14 protein-coding genes are annotated in these 19090 nt (G+C 51.9%); 12 read left to right on the plus strand and 2 right to left on the minus strand.

All coding sequences use genetic code 11. The annotated features are described in order from the left end of the window. From CJA_RS07690 to CJA_RS07715, 7 genes are all read left to right on the plus strand, one after another. The gene (locus tag CJA_RS07690) at positions 1–1140 is read left to right on the plus strand and encodes a Fic family protein (protein ID WP_012487201.1); all 1140 of its coding nucleotides are present in this window, start codon (positions 1–3) and stop codon (positions 1138–1140) included. Positions 1141–1346: 206 nt separating this feature from the next. Further along, the gene (locus CJA_RS07695; protein ID WP_012487202.1) at positions 1347–2531 is read left to right on the plus strand and encodes an ATP-binding protein; all 1185 of its coding nucleotides are present in this window, start codon (positions 1347–1349) and stop codon (positions 2529–2531) included. Further along, positions 2528–3514: a ParA family protein gene (locus CJA_RS07700; protein WP_012487203.1), complete on the plus strand. Its 987-nt coding sequence runs from the start codon at positions 2528–2530 to the stop codon at positions 3512–3514. Before CJA_RS07695 ends, CJA_RS07700 begins: the two co-directional genes overlap by 4 nt. 119 nt (positions 3515–3633) lie before the next feature. Further along, positions 3634–3801 carry a dermokine domain-containing protein gene (locus tag CJA_RS19455; protein ID WP_158304059.1) on the plus strand — a complete coding sequence of 56 codons (168 nt, stop codon included), beginning with the start codon at positions 3634–3636 and terminating at the stop codon, positions 3799–3801. 116 nt (positions 3802–3917) lie between these two features. Beyond that, positions 3918–4760 carry a site-specific DNA-methyltransferase gene (locus CJA_RS07705; protein WP_012487204.1) on the plus strand — a complete coding sequence of 281 codons (843 nt, stop codon included), beginning with the start codon at positions 3918–3920 and terminating at the stop codon, positions 4758–4760. Positions 4761–4948: 188 nt separating this feature from the next. Beyond that, positions 4949–5785, plus strand: a complete 837-nt coding sequence (locus CJA_RS07710; RefSeq protein WP_012487205.1) for a DNA methyltransferase — start codon at positions 4949–4951, stop codon at positions 5783–5785. Then, the gene (locus CJA_RS07715; protein WP_202944184.1) at positions 5782–8796 is read left to right on the plus strand and encodes a restriction endonuclease; all 3015 of its coding nucleotides are present in this window, start codon (positions 5782–5784) and stop codon (positions 8794–8796) included. Before CJA_RS07710 ends, CJA_RS07715 begins: the two co-directional genes overlap by 4 nt. 170 nt (positions 8797–8966) lie before the next feature. Here the strand turns inward: CJA_RS07715 and CJA_RS07720 are convergent, their stop codons facing one another. Continuing rightward, the gene (locus tag CJA_RS07720; protein ID WP_012487207.1) at positions 8967–9632 is read right to left on the minus strand and encodes an RloB family protein; all 666 of its coding nucleotides are present in this window, start codon (positions 9630–9632) and stop codon (positions 8967–8969) included. A gap of 12 nt (positions 9633–9644) precedes the next feature. Continuing rightward, the gene (locus tag CJA_RS07725) at positions 9645–10925 is read right to left on the minus strand and encodes an AAA family ATPase (RefSeq protein ID WP_012487208.1); all 1281 of its coding nucleotides are present in this window, start codon (positions 10923–10925) and stop codon (positions 9645–9647) included. A gap of 300 nt (positions 10926–11225) precedes the next feature. On the opposite strand from CJA_RS07725, the gene CJA_RS07730 reads away from it, so the two are divergent. The 5 genes from CJA_RS07730 to CJA_RS07750 all read left to right on the plus strand — a co-directional run bounded on the left by CJA_RS07730 (position 11226) and on the right by CJA_RS07750 (position 19077). Further along, positions 11226–12725, plus strand: a complete 1500-nt coding sequence (locus CJA_RS07730; RefSeq protein ID WP_083766843.1) for a DUF3375 domain-containing protein — start codon at positions 11226–11228, stop codon at positions 12723–12725. A gap of 2 nt (positions 12726–12727) precedes the next feature. Beyond that, positions 12728–13489 carry a DUF4194 domain-containing protein gene (locus CJA_RS07735; protein ID WP_012487210.1) on the plus strand — a complete coding sequence of 254 codons (762 nt, stop codon included), beginning with the start codon at positions 12728–12730 and terminating at the stop codon, positions 13487–13489. Then, a complete protein-coding gene (locus CJA_RS07740; protein WP_012487211.1) occupies positions 13486–16791 on the plus strand; it encodes an ATP-binding protein in 3306 nt (1101 codons plus the stop codon). The genes CJA_RS07735 and CJA_RS07740 overlap by 4 nt, the downstream gene beginning before the upstream one ends. Next, complete coding sequence (locus tag CJA_RS07745) at positions 16775–17920, plus strand: DUF3322 domain-containing protein (protein WP_012487212.1); 1146 nt, start codon at positions 16775–16777, stop codon at positions 17918–17920. Before CJA_RS07740 ends, CJA_RS07745 begins: the two co-directional genes overlap by 17 nt. 86 nt (positions 17921–18006) lie before the next feature. Further along, positions 18007–19077 (plus strand): hypothetical protein, encoded by a 1071-nt coding sequence (locus CJA_RS07750; protein ID WP_012487213.1) that lies wholly within the window; start codon positions 18007–18009, stop codon positions 19075–19077. Positions 19078–19090: the final 13 nt, after the last annotated feature.

Consider the following 19090-nt stretch of genomic DNA (forward strand, 5'->3'; position numbering starts at 1 on the left):
ATGAACCTTGTGGATTTCAACGCTGGTCATTACGAGCAGCGTTATGAGTACAAAGCCTTCCTGCCGGAACCCATCTGCCATGAATGGATCATCGCTGATCCTGAATTGATGGATTTGCTGGGGCGTGCTGATCGCGCTCTGGGTGAGCTGAATGCTTTCAGTCAGTTGATTCCCGATATCGACTTCTTCATTCGTATGTATGTGGCCAAGGAAGCCACCCAGTCCAGCCGTATCGAAGGCACCCAGACCAATATCGAAGACGCGTTCAAGAATGCCGATGACCTGAAGCCGGAGGAACGGGACGACTGGTCGGAGGTGCAAAACTATATCCGAGCTATCAACTTCGCGATTGCTGCTCTGGAAACATTGCCCTTATCAACGCGCTTGCTGCGGCAAACCCATGCTGAACTGATGCAGGGGGTACGTGGTGAACACAAACAGCCGGGAGCGTTTCGCAGCAGCCAGAACTGGATCGGCGTCAGCCTGAAGAACGCTGCTTTTGTACCGCCGCACCACGAGCATGTGCCGGAGCTGATGGGTGACTTGGAAAAGTTTCTGCACGCAGAACATTTTTTTGTGCATCCATTGGTGCGTATTGCCATTGCCCACTACCAGTTTGAAACTATTCACCCGTTTCTGGATGGCAATGGCCGTTTGGGGCGGTTGATGATTTCCCTGTACCTGGCGTCCGAAGGGCTGTTGCACAAACCGGCGCTGTATTTGTCAGATTATTTCGAACGCAACAAGACAGCCTACGTCGATCACCTGATGGCTGTACGCCACGGCAACCACCTGCGCGCGTGGCTGGTTTTCTTCCTGTTCGGTGTGGAAGAAACCGCCCGCGCCTCGGCCTCTGTATTTCGCGCCATCATTGAGCTGAAACAGCGTATTGAGCGCGATGTGTTGCCGCGCTTCAGCACCCGCCGCCAGGACAACGCTCACGACTTGATGCGCCACCTGTATGCGCAGCCGGTGATCGATGTGAAATGGGCGACGAATATTATCAGTGTATCGACCAATACGGCAGCAGCACTGATTGCCGAAATGGTTTCCTCGGGGGTGTTGATTGAAGTCACCGGGCAGCGCCGTAACCGGCTGTTTGCCTTTGATGAATACCTGAGATTGTTCAGATCATCGTGAGCTCTTGGCACTGGCTAATGGCTTTGGATTACTTGAAGCGTTGCAATTACTGGGTAGTGATAGCAGTATGCACATCGCTTGGGTAGCGTCCTGACACGCCTGCGCAGCCTTGTCGTAGAGAGCAGTAAAGGCGTTATGAAAATTTACCTGAAATAGGGTGTGGTAAACTGCAGCCACCCCAACTACTTGGAATTGAGGCACCGCTTGTGATTACTAAAGAAGAGCTGACGGCATTAATGGCTGATCTGGAAAGTGATCGTATAGAGCGCACGGAATCCGTCAATAATACCGATAAGTTCTCGCAAGCCGTCTGTGCGTTTGCAAATGACTTACCTAACCATAAACGACCAGGCTATCTGGTGATTGGTGTAGACAAACTTGGAAAGCCCTGTGGTATTAACGTTACAGAGCAGCTTTTGGAAAACCTCGGTGCCTTGCGTTCCAACGGCAATATTCAACCACTTCCGGTAATTCATGTTGCCAAAATAACGCTGGAAGGAGGTGATGTTGCTGTAGTTGAGGTACAACCTTCAGACTTGCCGCCCCTGCGTTATAAAGGGCAGGTTTGGGTGCGTGTAGGGCCGCGCAAAGCAACGGCAAGTGAGCAGGAAGAGCGAATACTGACCGAAAAGCGTATTTCCAAGGCGCGCAGCTACGATGCCAGCCCAGTAGGGGAAGCCTCACTGACAGATTTGTCTCTCACCCAGTTTCAAGCGTACCGCCAGGAGGTCATTGATCCGGAAGTCATTGCCGCCAATCACCGGTCCGTTGAGGATCAACTGGCGTCCTTGCGTTTTTTTGATAATCAACATCATGTACCAACGGTTGCCGGGATGCTTTTATTTGGCAAAAACCCAAGGTTTTACCTGCCAGGGGCCTACATTCAGTTTCTTCGGCTTCCCGGCAATACACTGACAGACCGGCCTGATGATGAAGCCGAAATTTCAGGTGATTTGTTAAGTGTTCTACGGGAATTGGATATTCGTGTTGCAGCAAACATTCAAAAAAGACCCGAATCCACATCCATACTGCGTGAAAAAAATACCGCAGATTACCCCGATGTTGCCATCCGGGAAATTCTGCTCAATGCCATTATGCACAGAGATTACCAGTCCAATACTCCGGTAAAGCTTTATTGGTTTTCAGATCATATTGAAATTCATAGCCCGGGTGGACTTTATGGTGAGGTGACACCTGCAACCCTGGAAAAGCGCAGTAGCTACCGCAACCCGGTATTGGCAGAGGCAATGAAAGCCTTGGGATATGTGAACCGTTATGGCTACGGTATTCAAAGGGCAAAATCAGCCATGGAAAAAAATGGCAACCCGCCCATTCAGTTTGAAGTGGACGAGCGAATATTTTTAGCTACCTTGCCTGTGAGAAACGTATGAAAACAATTGCGTTCTTTAATAACAAAGGCGGTGTTGGGAAAACATCACTGGTTTACCATCTGGCCTGGATGTATGCCGATAGAGGCATTCGAACCTTGGCTATTGACCTTGATCCGCAAGCCAACCTCAGTGCCATGTTCCTTGATGAAGAACGATTGGCTGATCTGTGGGACGACTCAGAGCGCTCGACGATATACGACAGCCTGTTGCCCCTGATGAATCGTACCGGCGATATTGCACCTCCCCATGTGGAACAGATCGCAGAGAAACTGGGTCTGGTCTGCGGCAATCTTGCGTTGTCGCGATTTGAAGATTTACTGTCAGAAAACTGGCCTAAATGCCTGGATGGGCAACAGGCTGCTTTTCGGGTTATCACCGCCTTTCACCGCATCATTGAAGCCGCTGCCCAAGCCATGACAGCGGAACTGGTTTTAATTGATGTAGGCCCCAATCTGGGAGCAATCAATCGTTCCGCACTGATTGCTTCCGAGCAGGTTGTACTACCGCTAGCGCCAGATCTTTTTTCGATTCAGGGTTTAAAAAACCTTGGCCCTACATTGCAAGATTGGCGTAAGGGGTGGCGCAAACGCCTGGACGAATTGCCCTCCAATGCCGGTATTTCTGCACCGTCCGGGAATATGACACCAATTGGTTATGTTGTTATGCAGCACGGCATTCGCGATAGTCGGCCGGTAAAAGCTTATTCCCGCTGGATGGAAAAAATTCCGGGTGTGTATCGACAGGCTTTACTGAATGAACAGGAACAGCCTGTTTCTGTCACGGAAGACCCCTATACTCTGGCGCTGTTAAAGCACTACCGCAGTTTGATGCCGCTAGCTATGGAAGCTAACAAGCCCATGTTTTTTTTAAAACCGGTAGATGGAGCCATTGGTGCTCATGTCGAAGCAGTTCGAGCTTGTTACAATGATTTTCATACATTGGCTCGCAAAATTGCAGGGTATGCGGGTATCGCTGTTTCATAAGGAAAAGCGTGAGCCTCCACCATAAATATAAAACCATTTTCTTCATGTTTTTTATGGTGGGAAACAATATAAGAAATATTAAAAAATATTTTTAAAATCAAATAGTTAGGAGTATAATTTTGACCAGCGACCAGCGACCAGCGACCAGCGACCAGCGACCAGCGACCAGCGACCAGCGACCAGCGACCAGCGACCAGCGACCAGCGACCAGCGACCAGCGACCAGCGACCAGCGACCAGCGACCAGCGACCAGCGACCAGCGACCAGCGACCAGCGACCAGCGCTAGACTATTGCGCTGAAAAAGATCCAGCGTATCCAGACGATATTCCCAGCGTTCCTTCTGCCTCTCCCAATTTCCAAACAGAACTTGCTGCCCAACTTGCAGAACTGATTCCCGAGGCCGTGGCCGACGGCAAACTGGATATTGAAAAACTCCGCGAATTATTAGCCGATGATGCAGCTCCGGAATCCGAACGTGCTAGTGAGCGCTTCGGCTTGTTCTGGCCGGGCAAGAAGCGCGCCTTGCGTGCTGCGCAAGCGCCCACCACCGCCACCCTGAAACCGGATGTTGCCAACTCGAAAGACTGGGATACCACCCAGAATGTCTTTATTGAAGGTGACAATCTGGAAGTGCTGAAAATCCTGCAACGGCACTACCACAATAAAATCAAACTGATTTATATCGACCCGCCCTACAACACGGGCAAGGATTTTGTTTACCCGGATAACTACAAAGAAGGGCTGGATACTTATTTGGAGTGGACTCGACAGGTAAACGAAGACGGCAAAAAAGTCTCGACCAACAGCGAAACGGAAGGGCGTTATCACTCCAATTGGCTGAATATGATGTATCCGCGTTTGAAGTTGGCGCGGAATCTGTTGACTGATGATGGGGTGATTTTTATTTCGATTGATGACAATGAAGTTGATAATTTGAAGAAACTTTGTAACGAAGTGTTTGGCGAGAAAAATTTCATTGGCTGTGCCGGTCGTATAACAAAGAAAAGTAATAATAAGGGTGATTTTTGGGCGCCTAATTTTGATTATCTCCTCACATACACCAGAAATATTGATTTTGCCGAACCCTTTTTTGGTGGTGCTAATGTGAAGGCTTACGATCAAGTTGAGGAAAGTGAAGCTCGTAAGGGTGAGAAATACCAACTTGTCCGTTTATATATGTCCACTATTGAGAACAGAAACCCTGAGCAGCGTTTTGGATTGAGTGTCCAGATGGTCAAAAAGTAATTCCACCGGGTAAAACTTTCCCACCGGAAAGACCAGAGCTTGGCGATGGTATTTGGCGATGGACGCGCACGAAATTTGAACAAGAGCGAGAAAAGATAGTTATTAAAGCTGTTCGTTCGTCCAATCTTGTTACCGAAGATGGTACACCTGCCCGGTGGAATGTTTTCACTAAGACTTACCTTCAAGATGTGATAGAAGCTTCATCAGCTAAACCTAATAACTTTATTGAAGGGCACATCAATCAAGTTGGTTCACATGAATTAGGTGAGTTGAATATTCCTTTTGATTACTCCAAGCCTTCGACACTCATTAAGTATCTGATGGAAGTTTCAAAGGTTCGTAATAACGATATTATTCTCGACTTCTTCGCCGGTTCCGCCACTACCGCCCACGCCGTAATGCAACTCAACGCTGAAGATAACGGCAACCGCCGTTTTATCATGGTGCAATTACCTGAGCCCACACCTGAAGATTCCGAAGCACGCAAAGCCGGGTTCAATACCATTGCCGATATTTCCCGCAAACGTATCGAGTTGGCCGGTGCAAAAATCAAGGCCGATAGTCCATTGATTACGCAAGCGTTGGATACAGGTTTTCGCGCATACAAACTGGCCGATACCCTCTTCGCCAAATGGCGTGTTAGCAGTGATATAGAGCCGGACAAGCTGGAACAGCATCTGCTCGATTTACGTACATCTACCCAGAATCAGGCTGACGACAATGCCACACAAGATGATCTGCTGATTGAAATACTGTTGAAAATGGGGCTTTCACTGACGGTCGCTATCACAACAGAAAACATCGCCGGATTGCCCGTAAATCGTGTCGATTCCGGTGAAAGCGATAAGCTGCTGGCCTATCTCGATGAGCACACCAAACCAACCCTGAAACAATTACGTGCATTGGTGGATGCCGCGCCCACACGTCTAATTGTGTTGGAAGATGCCTTCCACGGGGATGACGAGTTGAAAACCAACCTGGCTCAATACGCCAAGTCCAAAGGCATTGAATTGAGGACGGCATGATGAGCAGCAATTCTAACAACACGAGCTTCCGATTTGATTCGCACCAGCAATACCAACTGGATGCCATCAGCGCCGTTATCGATTTATTCGATGGCCAGCCCACCAATGCGGATAAGCTCGCCATTGCCTTGCGCGGCATTGTGGCCAGCAGGGAAGGTGAATTGGAACTGGATACCGCGCAAGAGGTAGGTGCCATCGGCAATAACTTGGTGCTGGATGAAAGTGCCATTCTTGCCAACCTGCAAGCCGTGCAAGATCGCAACGGCCTGGAAGTCAGCAACGCATTAACCACCGAAAACGGAATAGCCAAATTCGATTTTGATATCGAGATGGAAACCGGCACCGGTAAGACCTACGTGTATTTGCGCACGATTTTCGAGTTGGCGGAGAAATATGGTTTTACCAAGTTCATCATCCTAGTGCCCAGCGTTGCCATTCGTGAAGGTGTGAATACCAGCATCCGCCTGATGCGCTCGCATTTCCGCGATTTGTATCCAGCGCAACCTTTCGATTCCGGTGTATATAGCGGTGAACGCGCCGAGGAAGTGCAAGCCTTTGCCACGGCGACCAATGTGCAGATTATGGTGATGACCATCGATGCGATTCGCGGCGATAAAAACACCCGTATCATTCACCAGCAGCGCGATAAGTTAAATGGCCTGCGCCCGATTGATTACCTGAAAGCCACACGCCCGGTGGTGATTATGGATGAGCCGCAGAACATGGAGTCACTACTGGCGCAATCAGCAATAGGTGAATTAGAGCCGGTATTCACACTGCGTTATTCCGCTACGCATAAGCAGTTGCGTAACTTGGTCTATCGGCTTGACCCGGTGGATGCACACGACTTGGGGTTGGTGAAACAGATCGTGGTTGCTGAAGTGGCGCAGCAGGGCGCGGATGCTGCACCTTATGTCAAGCTGCTGGAAGTAAAACACGCAAAAACCTGGTCGGCGAAGCTTGAGCTTGCCTGTCGCAAGGCCGATGGTTCGCTGGAGCGTAAAGCCAAAACGGTAAAACAATATCAGGAGTTATTCGAGGTTACAGGTAATCCCGCCTATGACGGCCGGCGAATTGAAGAAATACGCATCGCCGATGGTACTGAGCCGGGCAGTATCGAGCTTACAAATTACGGTGTATTGCAAGAAGGCGAAGCTATCGGTGATGCAACAGGCGCGATCTACAAGGAGATGATTCGCGAAACTGTGCGCGAGCATCTGCGCAAAGAGGCGATGTTGCGCACTAACCCTAAAACCAGCGGCATCAAAGTATTGAGCCTGTTTTTCGTGGATAAGGTGGCGAGTTTCCTCGGCGATGGTACGAACAATGACGATGCCAACGGCGATTTTGTGAAATGGTTTGATGAAGTGTTTGCTGAGGAGCGCAACAAAAATACGCAATACCGGGAGCTATTACCACAGGAACCGCGCGAGCTGCGCAAGGCTTATTTTTCGCAACTGAAAAAGAAAGGCGGCAAGGTCGAATTCAAGGATTCCAACGGTTCCACCAAGGCCGACGATGACGCCTACGAACTTATCATGCAGGATAAACAGCGGCTGCTGGATTCCAGCGAACCGGTGCGTTTTATCTTTAGTCATTCAGCGTTGCGCGAAGGCTGGGACAACCCGAATGTATTCCAGATTTGTACGCTGCGCGAGATGGGCAAAGAAACTGAACGGCGGCAAACCTTGGGGCGCGGCCTGCGCCTGCCGGTAGCGAAAACAGAACAAGGTTATGTGCGCATTGCCGATCGCGGTATCGCCACACTGACGGTGATTGCCAATGAGTCTTACACCGCGTTTGCACAAAACCTGCAAACGGAATACCAGAACGCCGGCGTAGGGATTGGCCTGGTTCGGCGCAATGAATTTGCCAGGTTGACGAAACTGGATGCCGAAGGCAGGGCGACAGACGATCTGCTCGGCTTTAAGGATTCGCTGGCAATATTCCAGCATCTGGAGCGTGCAGGCTTTATCAAGGACGGCAGGGCGACTTCCTTATTCCAGCCGAAACTCGAAGGTTTTTCACTGCATCTGCCGGAATCATTTAAGCCTTATGAGGCGCAAATTATTGGGTTGATTGACCGGTCTGGCATTGGGCAATACGTCAAGCCAACATCCAAACGGCAGGTACGCAAACTCAATAAGGCGCTCTATGCTACGCCGGAATTTGAACACTTCTGGAATGCCATCAGCCAGAAAACAACTTACCACGTTCAGGTTGAGCGGGAAAAACTTATCGCTAATGTGGTTGCGGCTATCAAGGCAGCGCCAAGGATTCTGCCGCTGCGTATAGAAATCAAACAAGCCAAAGTCACCGTGATGCGCGGTGGTACGCAAGGCAGTGAAACCCGTACACCACGCATTGCTGAATTAAAAGGCAGTTACGATTTACCGGATATTATCGGAGAGTTGCAGCAGGCCACATCGCTGACACGTAAAACGTTGGTAGATATTCTTGTTGGCAGCGGCAGGTTGGGCGAGTTTATCGGCAACCCGAACGACTTTATGGTTATGGCACGACGTTGCGTACAGGCTGAGTTGGCAAAATTGCTGATAGAGGGAATCCAGTACGAAAAAATTGATGGCTCCATTTATGAACTGCGCGAATTGCAAGCCGATGGACTGGAAGAAAAGGAACGCTTTCTCGACCAGATGTACAAGGTGCAGAACCAGCAGAAAACCGACTTCGACTACGTGGTGTATGACTCAGGAGTAGAAAGCGACTTTGCCAGATTGCTGGACAGCCGGGAGGATATAAAACTGTTTATGAAACTGCCCGCCCGGTTTAAGGTGCCCACGCCCGTAGGTGATTACAACCCGGACTGGGCCATCATCAAACAGGTGGATGGCGAGGATCGTATTTACATGATTCGGGAAACCAAGAGTTCACTAGACGACAACCAACTGCGGCCATCGGAACTGGCCAAGATTAAAGCCGCCGAAAAACATTTTAAAGCCATTGGTGTTGATGATTATCATCGGGCAGCGCCGGAGGCGTGGAATCTTTGAGGGTCGAATGGGTGTCGTTTGGTTTCGTGCTTGATATTATGTGGTAGCTCGGAAACAAGTAATTCCAGGCAGGTTCGCACCGCTCGTGGTCGGCTGTTCTGGGAATGTTGGAGATTTCAAGATTGGAAAAACGTTTGATGTCTTTGATATGGTTTTTTTAAGTTTCATTGTCAACCTTTGATATTCTGCAAAAACTCAACCAGTTCATGGATTTTTGTGCTGGGGTTGTCAGTATGCTGCTGAATTGCAGCAGCCAGTGCGCGCTGCGCATTGTTCTTTGCAAACTCTAGCTGGCCTGATAGCTCTGCAAATATATTTTTGGAGCCTTTTTGATATCCAGGAAAGTAATTTTTCAATTGAGACAGTACCTGATTCGCGGCGCTGTTACCTGGCAGTGGTTGGTAGGGCGCGGTTGTATACCGGTAATGCAGCAGCAACCAGTATTCAAAGCAAGGAACAGAGGTGATGGAGAAGTAGGTGTTTTTTGGAGTGGCCTTTTCTATACGATCGCACGCATCCTGGTAACTGCTGTGGGTGTCTTTATCAAAAACACAATAAACCCTGTCAAAAGGGTCTCCTGCCAGTTTTTCCTGGTCGTAGCGTTGTTGTGCATACTCAAAAACACTGATGGGACTTGAACCACTTTCCCCGGTGATTTCAATATTGGTACTGCTTAGCTGGTAATGATTTTTCAGACCTTCAAAATAATGTGGTTCCGTTTTGCTGCCCTCACAAACAATCAACACTTTGGCATAGGGTGCGCGGGTTGCTTTGCGCCTTTGCAGTGACTGGGCCAATCTGGCTTTGCGTCTGTGAAACAGGTTATCCGTACCCATTGAATCGGCACCTCAGTTGTTTTGGTTGACGGGATAGCTGAGTGAACCGACAAGGGGCAGGGCACCATAGCGGCCAGATAAGTAGGCAAGCTCTAGGTTTTCCCTCCCCTTTCTGGGGCTGAAATCCGTCAGGGAATACAGGTTGCTGGCCTGAGATTTATCTTTTTCGCAAAACCAGATTTGATCGCGTCGAAAAACGTCCTGGTTGAGAATTGAGGTCTCATGGGTGGTGAAAATTAGTTGTGCGTTATGGGGATTGGTTGTTTCGTTGTGGAATAACTGAACCAGAAACTGCACCAGCTTGGGGTGCAGGTTGTCGTGTAGTTCGTCAATAAACAGGATATAACCATTTTTCAACACATCCAACCAAGGCCCGGCAAAGCCAAAAAAGCGCTGAGTACCATCGGATTCATCCTCCAGATCAAAAGGGATCAATGCGCCATCATTTGTTTGATGCAGGGTTTTGACTTCGAGAACTTTCTCGCCTTTCATTGCTTTCGTGATCTGATCTTTGATGAGCTCGGGCATGTCTGACGGCAGCTCGTTTGGATCAAAAGGCTTGGTTTCGACATGAATATCGGCAATGCCCAGGTCAGCCGCCTTGAGAAAATCCAGGATGCGGCTCTTATCGTCGCTGGTACAACGCAATGCACTGAACTCTACACCCCAACCACCGACCTGGCCGGTTTTCAGGGTGTTTTTGAACCAGTCATAGAGGGGTTGTAGTTGCTGGCTATTGAGTTGCACAGCCGTAGACAAAAATAACGCGTTATCCCGTGTAGACTTTTGCCACAGTTGTTTAGTGCCCGTCAGGTGACTGCCAAATTCCCAGTCGTACTCGTTCCTTGTCTCATTCCATGCTCGACTGAACCAACGTTGAGGCCGCTTATTAGGGTAGGCAATCAGCCATTCTTCATAGACTTGTTGTTGGGTCGCTGTAAAACCGTATTGGTAGCGAACGCCCGCTGCAATAAACAGAATTTCGAGTTCGCTAGGCCGGTGTTGCAGGCCGTTATCCAGCCGGAAGGCATTGACAGGCAAGGCATCTCCATGCTGTTTATTGGCAGAGTGCAACACAATGTCTTTCATGGTGCGCACAGCGAGCAACAGATTGGTTTTCCCGCCCGCATTTGGCCCATAGATGGCCGTTGATTTGAGCAAATCCAATGCGTGGTCTGCCTCAACCCTGAAGGTGTTGGTATCACTGAGTTCTTGCCCGTTGGCTTTAGTCAGGCTCAGCGTTTGTCGCTCTTTGAATGATCGGAAATTGGCGACGCTAAATTCGATCAGCATTATATGGCTCCCCAATAGGTGGCATCTGGGCAGGAATGTAGCACAAAAAAGCCATGTATGCATTTTAAGGAGATTTTTTGGTAAAAAATGGCAAAATATTCCTATAAATTTTATTTTGTTTGCTTTTGAGGCCGGGTTTGCCCGACTGCTGCTCATTCCATTATGGGTAAGTCGGCAATAATACGAGAGGACGCTTTTCAAGGATTAATCGTTTGACAGGGCTGCCACGCTTACGCATGATCGTCGACATTACCCGGCAATTTGCTTGCCTTCATTCTATTTATAAAATCCCTGAACACCATGGATGCGTCTGCCCTCGATAAATCCCACCGCTATATTGCCTTTCGTCACCAGAACCCGGCCTGGCAGTTGCTGGCATCCCGCCGTGCGCCGCTGGTGTTGGGGTGTTTGCAAAGCCTGTTTGATATCGCCAGTGACGGTATTGCCGTTGAGGATGCCCTGCAAACCCTGGCGCAGATGCTGGTGACTTATGCCAGTCAGGAGGAGTACGGCATAGAACCGGACAATACCCAGTTGCAAGCCGGGCGGGAGCTGCGGGAGTGGATCAAGCGGGGGCTGGTGATAGAGCGGGAGAACCGGCTGTACGCTACCGATGCGCTGCAAACCGCCATCGGTTTTGTGGAGTCGCTGGACAGCCGGATTATGACCTCGACCGCTTCGCGCCTGTCGGTGGTGCAGCGGGAAATCGAAAACCTGGAGGTGGCCCTCAATCCCAACCCCGCCAGCCGCATGGCCAGCCTGCGCCGCCGTATTCAGGCGTTGGAGCGTGAGTTGGCCGAGGCTGAGGCGGGCAAGGTGCCGGTATTGGACGAGGCGCAGGCCGTTGAAGGCATTCGTGAGGTGTTCAATCTGGCCACGGGTCTGCGGGCGGATTTTCGCCGGGTGGAGGATTCCTGGCGCGAGGCGGATCGGGAGCTGCGCCAGTCGATTATCAGCGAGCAGTACCATCGCGGCGAAATTGTTGACCGTTTACTGCAAGGCCACGAGAACTTGTTGAATACGCCGGAAGGGCGTGTGTTCGAGGGTTTCCAGCAGCAGTTGCAGCAACGCGTCGAGCTGGATCATATGAAGGAACGGCTGCGCACAATTCTGCGTCATCCTGCCGCCAACGAGGCCTTGAACCGCAACCAGCGGCGGGATTTGCAATGGCTGGTGATGCGTCTGGTCAAGGAATCCCAGGCGGTGTTTCAGGCCAGAGCGCGCAGTGAGCGGGATGTGAAAGGTTTTTTGAAAACCGGGCTGGCGGCCGAGCATCACCGGGTAGGCAACCTGCTGTCCGAGATTATGAACGTCGCCCTCAGCCTGGATTGGCAGCGGCAATCGGTACGGCGCATGCCCACACCTCTACCGCCCGTCGGAATAGCGTTATCCGGTTTGCCGTTGATCGAGCGCCTGCGTTTTAAATCCCTGGATGAGGATGCGGCGGGTGAGCTTGATCTGAATACGGTGAATGCCGACCTTGACCAGATTGATGACGACTTCTGGGCTGCCTTTGATGGCCTGGATCGGCAGGCGCTGATCCAGGATACCCTCGCAACCTTGGCCAAGGCAGGTAAACCCATGACCATTGCGGAGCTGGCCAGTGCTCTGCCGCCAGTGCAGGATCTGGAAACCCTGGCGCTGTGGCTGGGCATGGCGCGAGAGGCTGGCATAGCCGTGGAAGACGGCGAGCCGGAAGTCTTTGAGCTGCTGGATGAGCAGGCACAGCGCTGGCGTTTTCGCGTACCCCGCACCGGGTTGAGCCACGAGGCCCTGTGCGCCATTGAGTGGGAGTTGTGACCATGGCAGGTATTTTTGACCACATAACAGGCCAACCGGGTGCGCCGAATGCCGCCGAAGATGCGCCGATAACCGATGTCGGAGATCATGCCCCGCCAACGGAAACCTCGCCGCTGAGCGACGTCTCGCGCACCCACAAACGCCTGCGTGACGCCGCGCAGGAACTGCTCAAATACGGCCTGCTGGAAGAAGCGCAAAAACCCAATCTGTATCGCATTGTCACGACCCATGTCGAAGAGGTATCCACCATCCTAGAGCCACTGGACCTGGCGCTGGGGCTGGACGAGGTGCGCGGCCTGGTGTACCTGCGTGTACGTCAGGATGAGGCAGCGGAGCAGGATGACGACTGGGCACACCCCCTGGTGCGACGCCAGCGGCTGAACCTGGAACAGTCGTTACTGGTGGCGATTCTGCGCCAGCACTTTATCGCCTATGAGCAGGAGTCAGGCACCGGCGCCGGTGAAGCGCTGATTGCGGTGGATGAGCTGATTCCCCAATTGCAGGTGTACCTGGGCGATCTGGGCAGTGACGCGCGGGAGCGCACCCGGGTCATTCAGTTGCTGGATCAACTCAAAGGCCACGGGCTGGTGTCAAGCCTGGACGCCCACGAGCGGGTGACCATCCGGCCGATTATTGCGCACCTGGCCAACCCGGAAAGCCTGCAAGCCTTGTTGGCCTGGCTGCGCGAGCAAGCGGCACCATCGTCTGACGCCGCTGATGGTAAGGCGGCTGGCGAAGAAGACAATGAGGATAATGCCGAATGAATCAGGCAACGCTTTGGGTGGACAACGACACCTACATCCTACGCCAGATGGACGTGTTCAACTGGGGCGGTTTTGATGGCCTCCATCAGGCGGCCATCGACCCGGCAGGCACGGCCATTATCGGCCCCACCGGCAGCGGCAAAACCACCCTGGTGGACGCACTGATGACCCTGCTCTGTGCCAACCCGCGCTACAACCTGGCCTCCACCGGCGGCCATGAAAGCGACCGCGATCTGGTGTCCTATGTGCGCGGCGTGTCCGGCCCCGGTGACGGCGGGCCGGATCAATCCCATATCGCCCGGCCCGGTAAAACGGTCACGGCCATTGCCGCCACCTTCCACAATGGCGAAAAGCAGGTGCGTTTGGGCTGCCTGTTATGGTTTGAAGGCACCAGTTCGGTCGCGTCGGATCTGAAAAAACTCTGGCTGTTCAGCAGCTCGCCCGAACAGACACTGGAACACTGGTTGACTGTGCATCACGAGGGCGGCATGCGCGCCCTGCGTGCTATGGAAAAAACCGACACAGGCATCTGGACTTTCCCCAGTAAAAAATCCTACCTGGCGCGCCTGCGGGATTATTTTGATGTGGGTGAAAACGCGTTTACCCTGCTTAATCGGGCGGCAGGTTTAAAACAGCTCAACAGCATTGATGAGATTTTCCGTGAACTGGTGCTGGATGACCATGCGGCCTTTGATCGGGCGGCTGAAGTGGTCAAGGGTTTTGATGACCTGAAAGACATTCACGAAGAGCTGGAAATTGCCCGCCGCCAGCAACGCAGCCTGATACCGGTAGCCGAAACCTGGGAGGCTTATCAAAAGAGTGAGCGGCAACTGGCCGAACAGGAAACCCTGAAAAAAATCCTGCCCGTCTGGTTTGCCGAACAGGCCCATGGCTTGTGGCGACAGGAAGCCGAGCGCTTGCAGGCCGAGCAGCAAAGCGCACAGCAGGCCGAAGCGGCACTGGCCGATGAACGCCAGCGGCAGAAAAAAACGGTGGACGGTTTACGTCAGGCTTATCTTCAGGTGGGTGGTGCCAGTGTCGAAGATATGCAAGAGCGTATCGCCGAATGGCGCAATACCCGCGCCCGGCGGGAAAGCCATGCTGCCCAGTACCGGCAGTTAGTCAATACCTTGAAGCTCCCTGATACCCTCAGCGCTCAGGCATTAAAGGCGAATCAACAGGAAGCGCAAAGCCGCAGCGAACAGTTGAAAAGCGACCTGGCCAGTGCCCAGGAAAACGCCTATGCAAAAGGTGTGGCAGAAAAAGCTGTGAAAGATGCCTTAGCTCAGTGGCAGCAGGAATATCAGGAAGCGAAAAACAGCCCCAACTCCAATCTGGAACCCAAATTCCAGCAGTTTCGCACTGCGCTGGCGCACCAACTCGGGTTAACCGAAGATGCCTTGCCCTTCGTGGCCGAACTGGTACAAGTCAAAGAACACGAACGCGCCTGGCGCGGCGCAATTGAACGGGCCATCGGCAGTGACCGACTGCGCATTTTAGTGCCGCCTGAGCAAATAGAAGATGCCCTGCGTTGGGTCAACCAGCGCCATAACCATCTGCATGTGCGCTTACTGGAAGTCAAACAGCCGGAGAAGCAACCGCGCTTTTTTGAAGACGGCTACACCCGCAAACTGGACTACAAAGACCATCCTTATCGCGAAGCGGTCAAAGACCTGCTCGCCGGTCAGGACCGCCACTGCGTCAACAGTCCGGAGCAACTGCGTACCACGCCGCATGCCATGACGGTTGAAGGCACCATGTCGGGCAAAACACGCTTTTTTGACAAGCAGGATCAAAAACGCATTGACGAAGACTGGCTCACCGGCTTTGACAACCGCGATCGCCTGGCGGTATTACAAGAGCGCATAGCGGCCGCCCGCACAGAACTGCGTGACGCCTCCGCCCAAGTTGAAGCTGCCCGCGCCCGAGAGTCCGAGCTGAGTGCACAACAGCGGCTCTTGCAGGCATTGCTGGCGCTGAATTTTGACGACATCAATGTTCCCGAGGCCGACCAGAAATTGCAGGATCTGGAAGCGCGCCTGGTACAACTGAATGCTCCGGATTCCGATATAGCTGCCGCGAAAAAAAACATGCAGTTGGCGGAAGAGCAGTTGGAGGTTCTGGATCAGCAGTACCGTGAGGCAGGCGTCGCCGTGTCCACTATTGAACGCGATTTCAAGCAGGCCAGCACCCAACAACAAAAAGCCTGGCAGCGCGCGCAAGTTGGTTTGACCGATGCTGATCGAATCCTGGCAACAGCTCACTTTCCGGCCATCAGCGCACCGCAACTGGGTGATTTGTACGATCTGGAAAAACAACAGCAGGACAGCCTGCAACAAAGCATTGACACGCTCAAAGAAAAACTCAGGAAGCTGGAATCCGAGCTGGTCAAAAAAATGTCCGACGCCAAAAAAGAAGACCGGGGTGCTCTGTCGGAAGTCGGGCGGGAACTGGAAGACGTGCCCCAATACTTGGCGCGCTTACAGGTACTGACCGAAGAAGCACTGCCGGAAAAACTCCGGCAGTTTCTTGAGTACCTGAATAAATCCTCCGATGAAAGCGTCACCCAACTGCTCAGCTATGTGGATAACGAAGTGGCGATCATCGAAGAGCGTATCGAGGATCTGAACAACACCCTGCGGCGAGTGGATTTTCAACCTGGCCGTTACCTGCGTCTGGTATCCGGCCGAGTGGTGCATGAAAGCCTGCGCAGTCTGCAAAAAGCCCAACGGCACCTGGCCTCGGCCCGCTTCAATGACGATGCCGGTGAGAGCCATTACAAGGCATTGCAATATCTGGTAGCGCTGCTCAGAGACGCTTGCGAGCGCAACCGTACCCAGGGTGCCAAAGCCCTGCTGGACCCGCGCTTCCGGCTGGAGTTCAAGGTGTCGGTGATCGACCGGGAATCCGGCAGTGTGATTGAAACACGCTCCGGTTCCCAGGGCGGCAGCGGCGGTGAAAAGGAAATCATCGCCTCCTATGTGCTGACCGCTTCATTAAGTTACGCCCTCTGCCCCGATGGCAGCAGTCGTCCATTGTTTGGCACCATTGTGCTGGACGAGGCATTTTCCCGCAGCTCCCATGCCGTGGCCGGGCGCATTATTGCCGCACTGCGGGAATTTGGTTTGCACGCGCTGTTTATTACCCCCAACAAGGAAATGCGTTTATTGCGCAGCCACACCCGTTCGGCCATCGTGGTGCACCGGCGGGGTCTGTCCTCCACCTTAACATCCCTGAGCTGGGAAGCCCTTGACGAATTCCATCAGCAACGCAGCAAAAACCAACATGAAGTCGCCCGCTGACCTCAGTCAACGCCTGGCGCGGCAATGGCATAACAATGTTCTGCGGGAAGCGCGATTACTGTCACCGTCTGCCTGGCCGTTGGTATTGTCTATTGGTAGACCAACGGCCAGCGTATTTGCCGAAGCGACCGGTTTGGTACACCAGCATGTGCAAGCCTGGCAGCACGTCAGTGTGGGTGAGGTGCAATGGGAAAGCGTTAGCTATCGCGCTGGCGCAGACGCTGTGCGTATTCCCGTGCGCTGGTGCCTGCGATCCCCTTCGGAATGGATCGCGGCCGCTGCCGACGCCCTTGTTACAGAAGAGTATGCTCAACTTGAACAATTGATTGAGCAGGTGGATAAAACCTTTCACCGCCAGCTGGTTCGGCAGCGGGCGCTGTGGCTGAAAAAAAGCCCCGAAGCCGTTATCCAAACTGCCCGGCTGGCTTCACGACTATCACCGGGTTGTGCCGAAGGAAAACCTTTACGGTTGTTATCCGGTCACGGTGTCGACACCAAATGGATTGAACGCAACGGTGGCTTGCTAACCGCATTTTTGGACGAGCGCTATAAAGGCGCGGCCAGTGAGCAGGGTTTAATTACCTTTCTGGATGCCCTGGATGAAGGCGATCACTGGGTATTGGTAGCACCTTTGTCCGAAGGCTTGCTGCCCTTCAAGCGCCAGAAGGTCACCACCGCCGAGCTGGAAAAAACAGCCCTGCCTGGCTCACGCTTGCTGGTGGTGGAAAACGAACAATGCCTGCACTTGCTGCCGAACTTGCCCGAGACAATCGCCATCCTCGGCGCCGGCCTGGACCTGCAATGGCTGTCCGCAAAACACCTGCAACAAAAAACCATCGGCTACTGGGGCGATATGGATACCTGGGGCCTGCTGATGCTGGCCCGCGCGCGAGCTTATTGTCCACAGGTGATCCCCCTGCTGATGAATCAAGGGTTATTTGATCGGTATGCAGAGGGAAGAACAGTGCAAGAGCCGGTCACCGCCCAACCGATGTCCCCCGATGGTTTGACTGCTGAGGAAGCCGATTTTTATCAATACCTGGTGCGCCAGCCGTGCGGGCGGTTCGAGCAGGAATTTTTGCCTGGCGAGGTGGTGGAAAAAGCGGTTGTGGGGTGGGCTAACCAGTAAAACCAGCAGGAATATATCTGTCAGACACCGATAATTTCTACATTTTGTGAATCTAGGTGCTCATAAAACTTAAGAAGGAAGGGGCAATGTCTGATATTACACAATCCTTGTTGCCCAAACTCCATCTTGCCAAGGACAGAGAGCAATACTGTCATGCATTTGAGCTGGACAGTCATCTGCTTGAGTCTCTATCTCGACGGCACATCCTCCTTCTTGATACTAGCGTCTGGATTCGATTGTCTGACCAACGGGATGAAATAGCCTCCCGTGTTGTAGATAAGCTGCTGAGACTCAAAGATGCTGAGAAGGTATTTTGTCCGTTAGCTCCATCTACAATTTGGGAGTTGCGCAAGCAGTCTGATGTATCTTTATTTCGAACGGCTGAGCTCATGGAAAATCTCAGTGAAAACGTGACGTTTCGTTCGTTGGAGCAACTATTCGATCTGGAAGTAGATTCTTTTTTACATTATTTGCTCACTGGAAAATTCAAGCCGCTTTCTCTTGCTCAAAAATTTGGTCCCGTGATGAGTTATTTGGCACCCGGTTATAGATTGGATGGTAGCACCTCTGAGCTACCACATATCAACTCGCTCATACATTCGTCTATCAGGTCAATCAGACTGTCGACATTCGTAAGAATGCTTGGTGATAAATCCAGTCCATCATTTCCTGATAGATATGATATGGCATCCGTTTCCAAGCGACGCAGAGATCACGCTGGAAATTCAATTGACTTGGCTCGTCGTTTTGAGACAGAGATTATTGCAAAGAATATTGTCATCCCACTTTTCAATAAAAAACGTTTAGCGATGAATGTTAAGGATCAGCTTCGTATTGTTTCAAAACTTGATACTCTGCCTAAGAGCAGAAGGTATGGAAGTGCCATCGAACATATTTTACGATTCACGCCTGCCATTTCAGCTTCTGTTGAAGTTTTCACTATCAGTGGGTTGGATGTCACGCGTAAGAATTCACAGAACGATTTCTTTGATCGTGATTTACTGATTTATGCCATTTCATACTCAGGAACGTTTGCTGCTATTGACAAATGGATAGCAAGTCTCGTGTCTTTATCCAAAAAAGGCTCTTACCCGGCTTTTTATGTATTTGCTAATAGCCTTGAAGCACTGGATCGTCAACTAGATCTTATCCATTAATCACAACGATGAA

It is taken from the genome of Cellvibrio japonicus Ueda107 (genome assembly GCF_000019225.1).
GTDB classification, from domain to species: domain Bacteria; phylum Pseudomonadota; class Gammaproteobacteria; order Pseudomonadales; family Cellvibrionaceae; genus Cellvibrio; species Cellvibrio japonicus.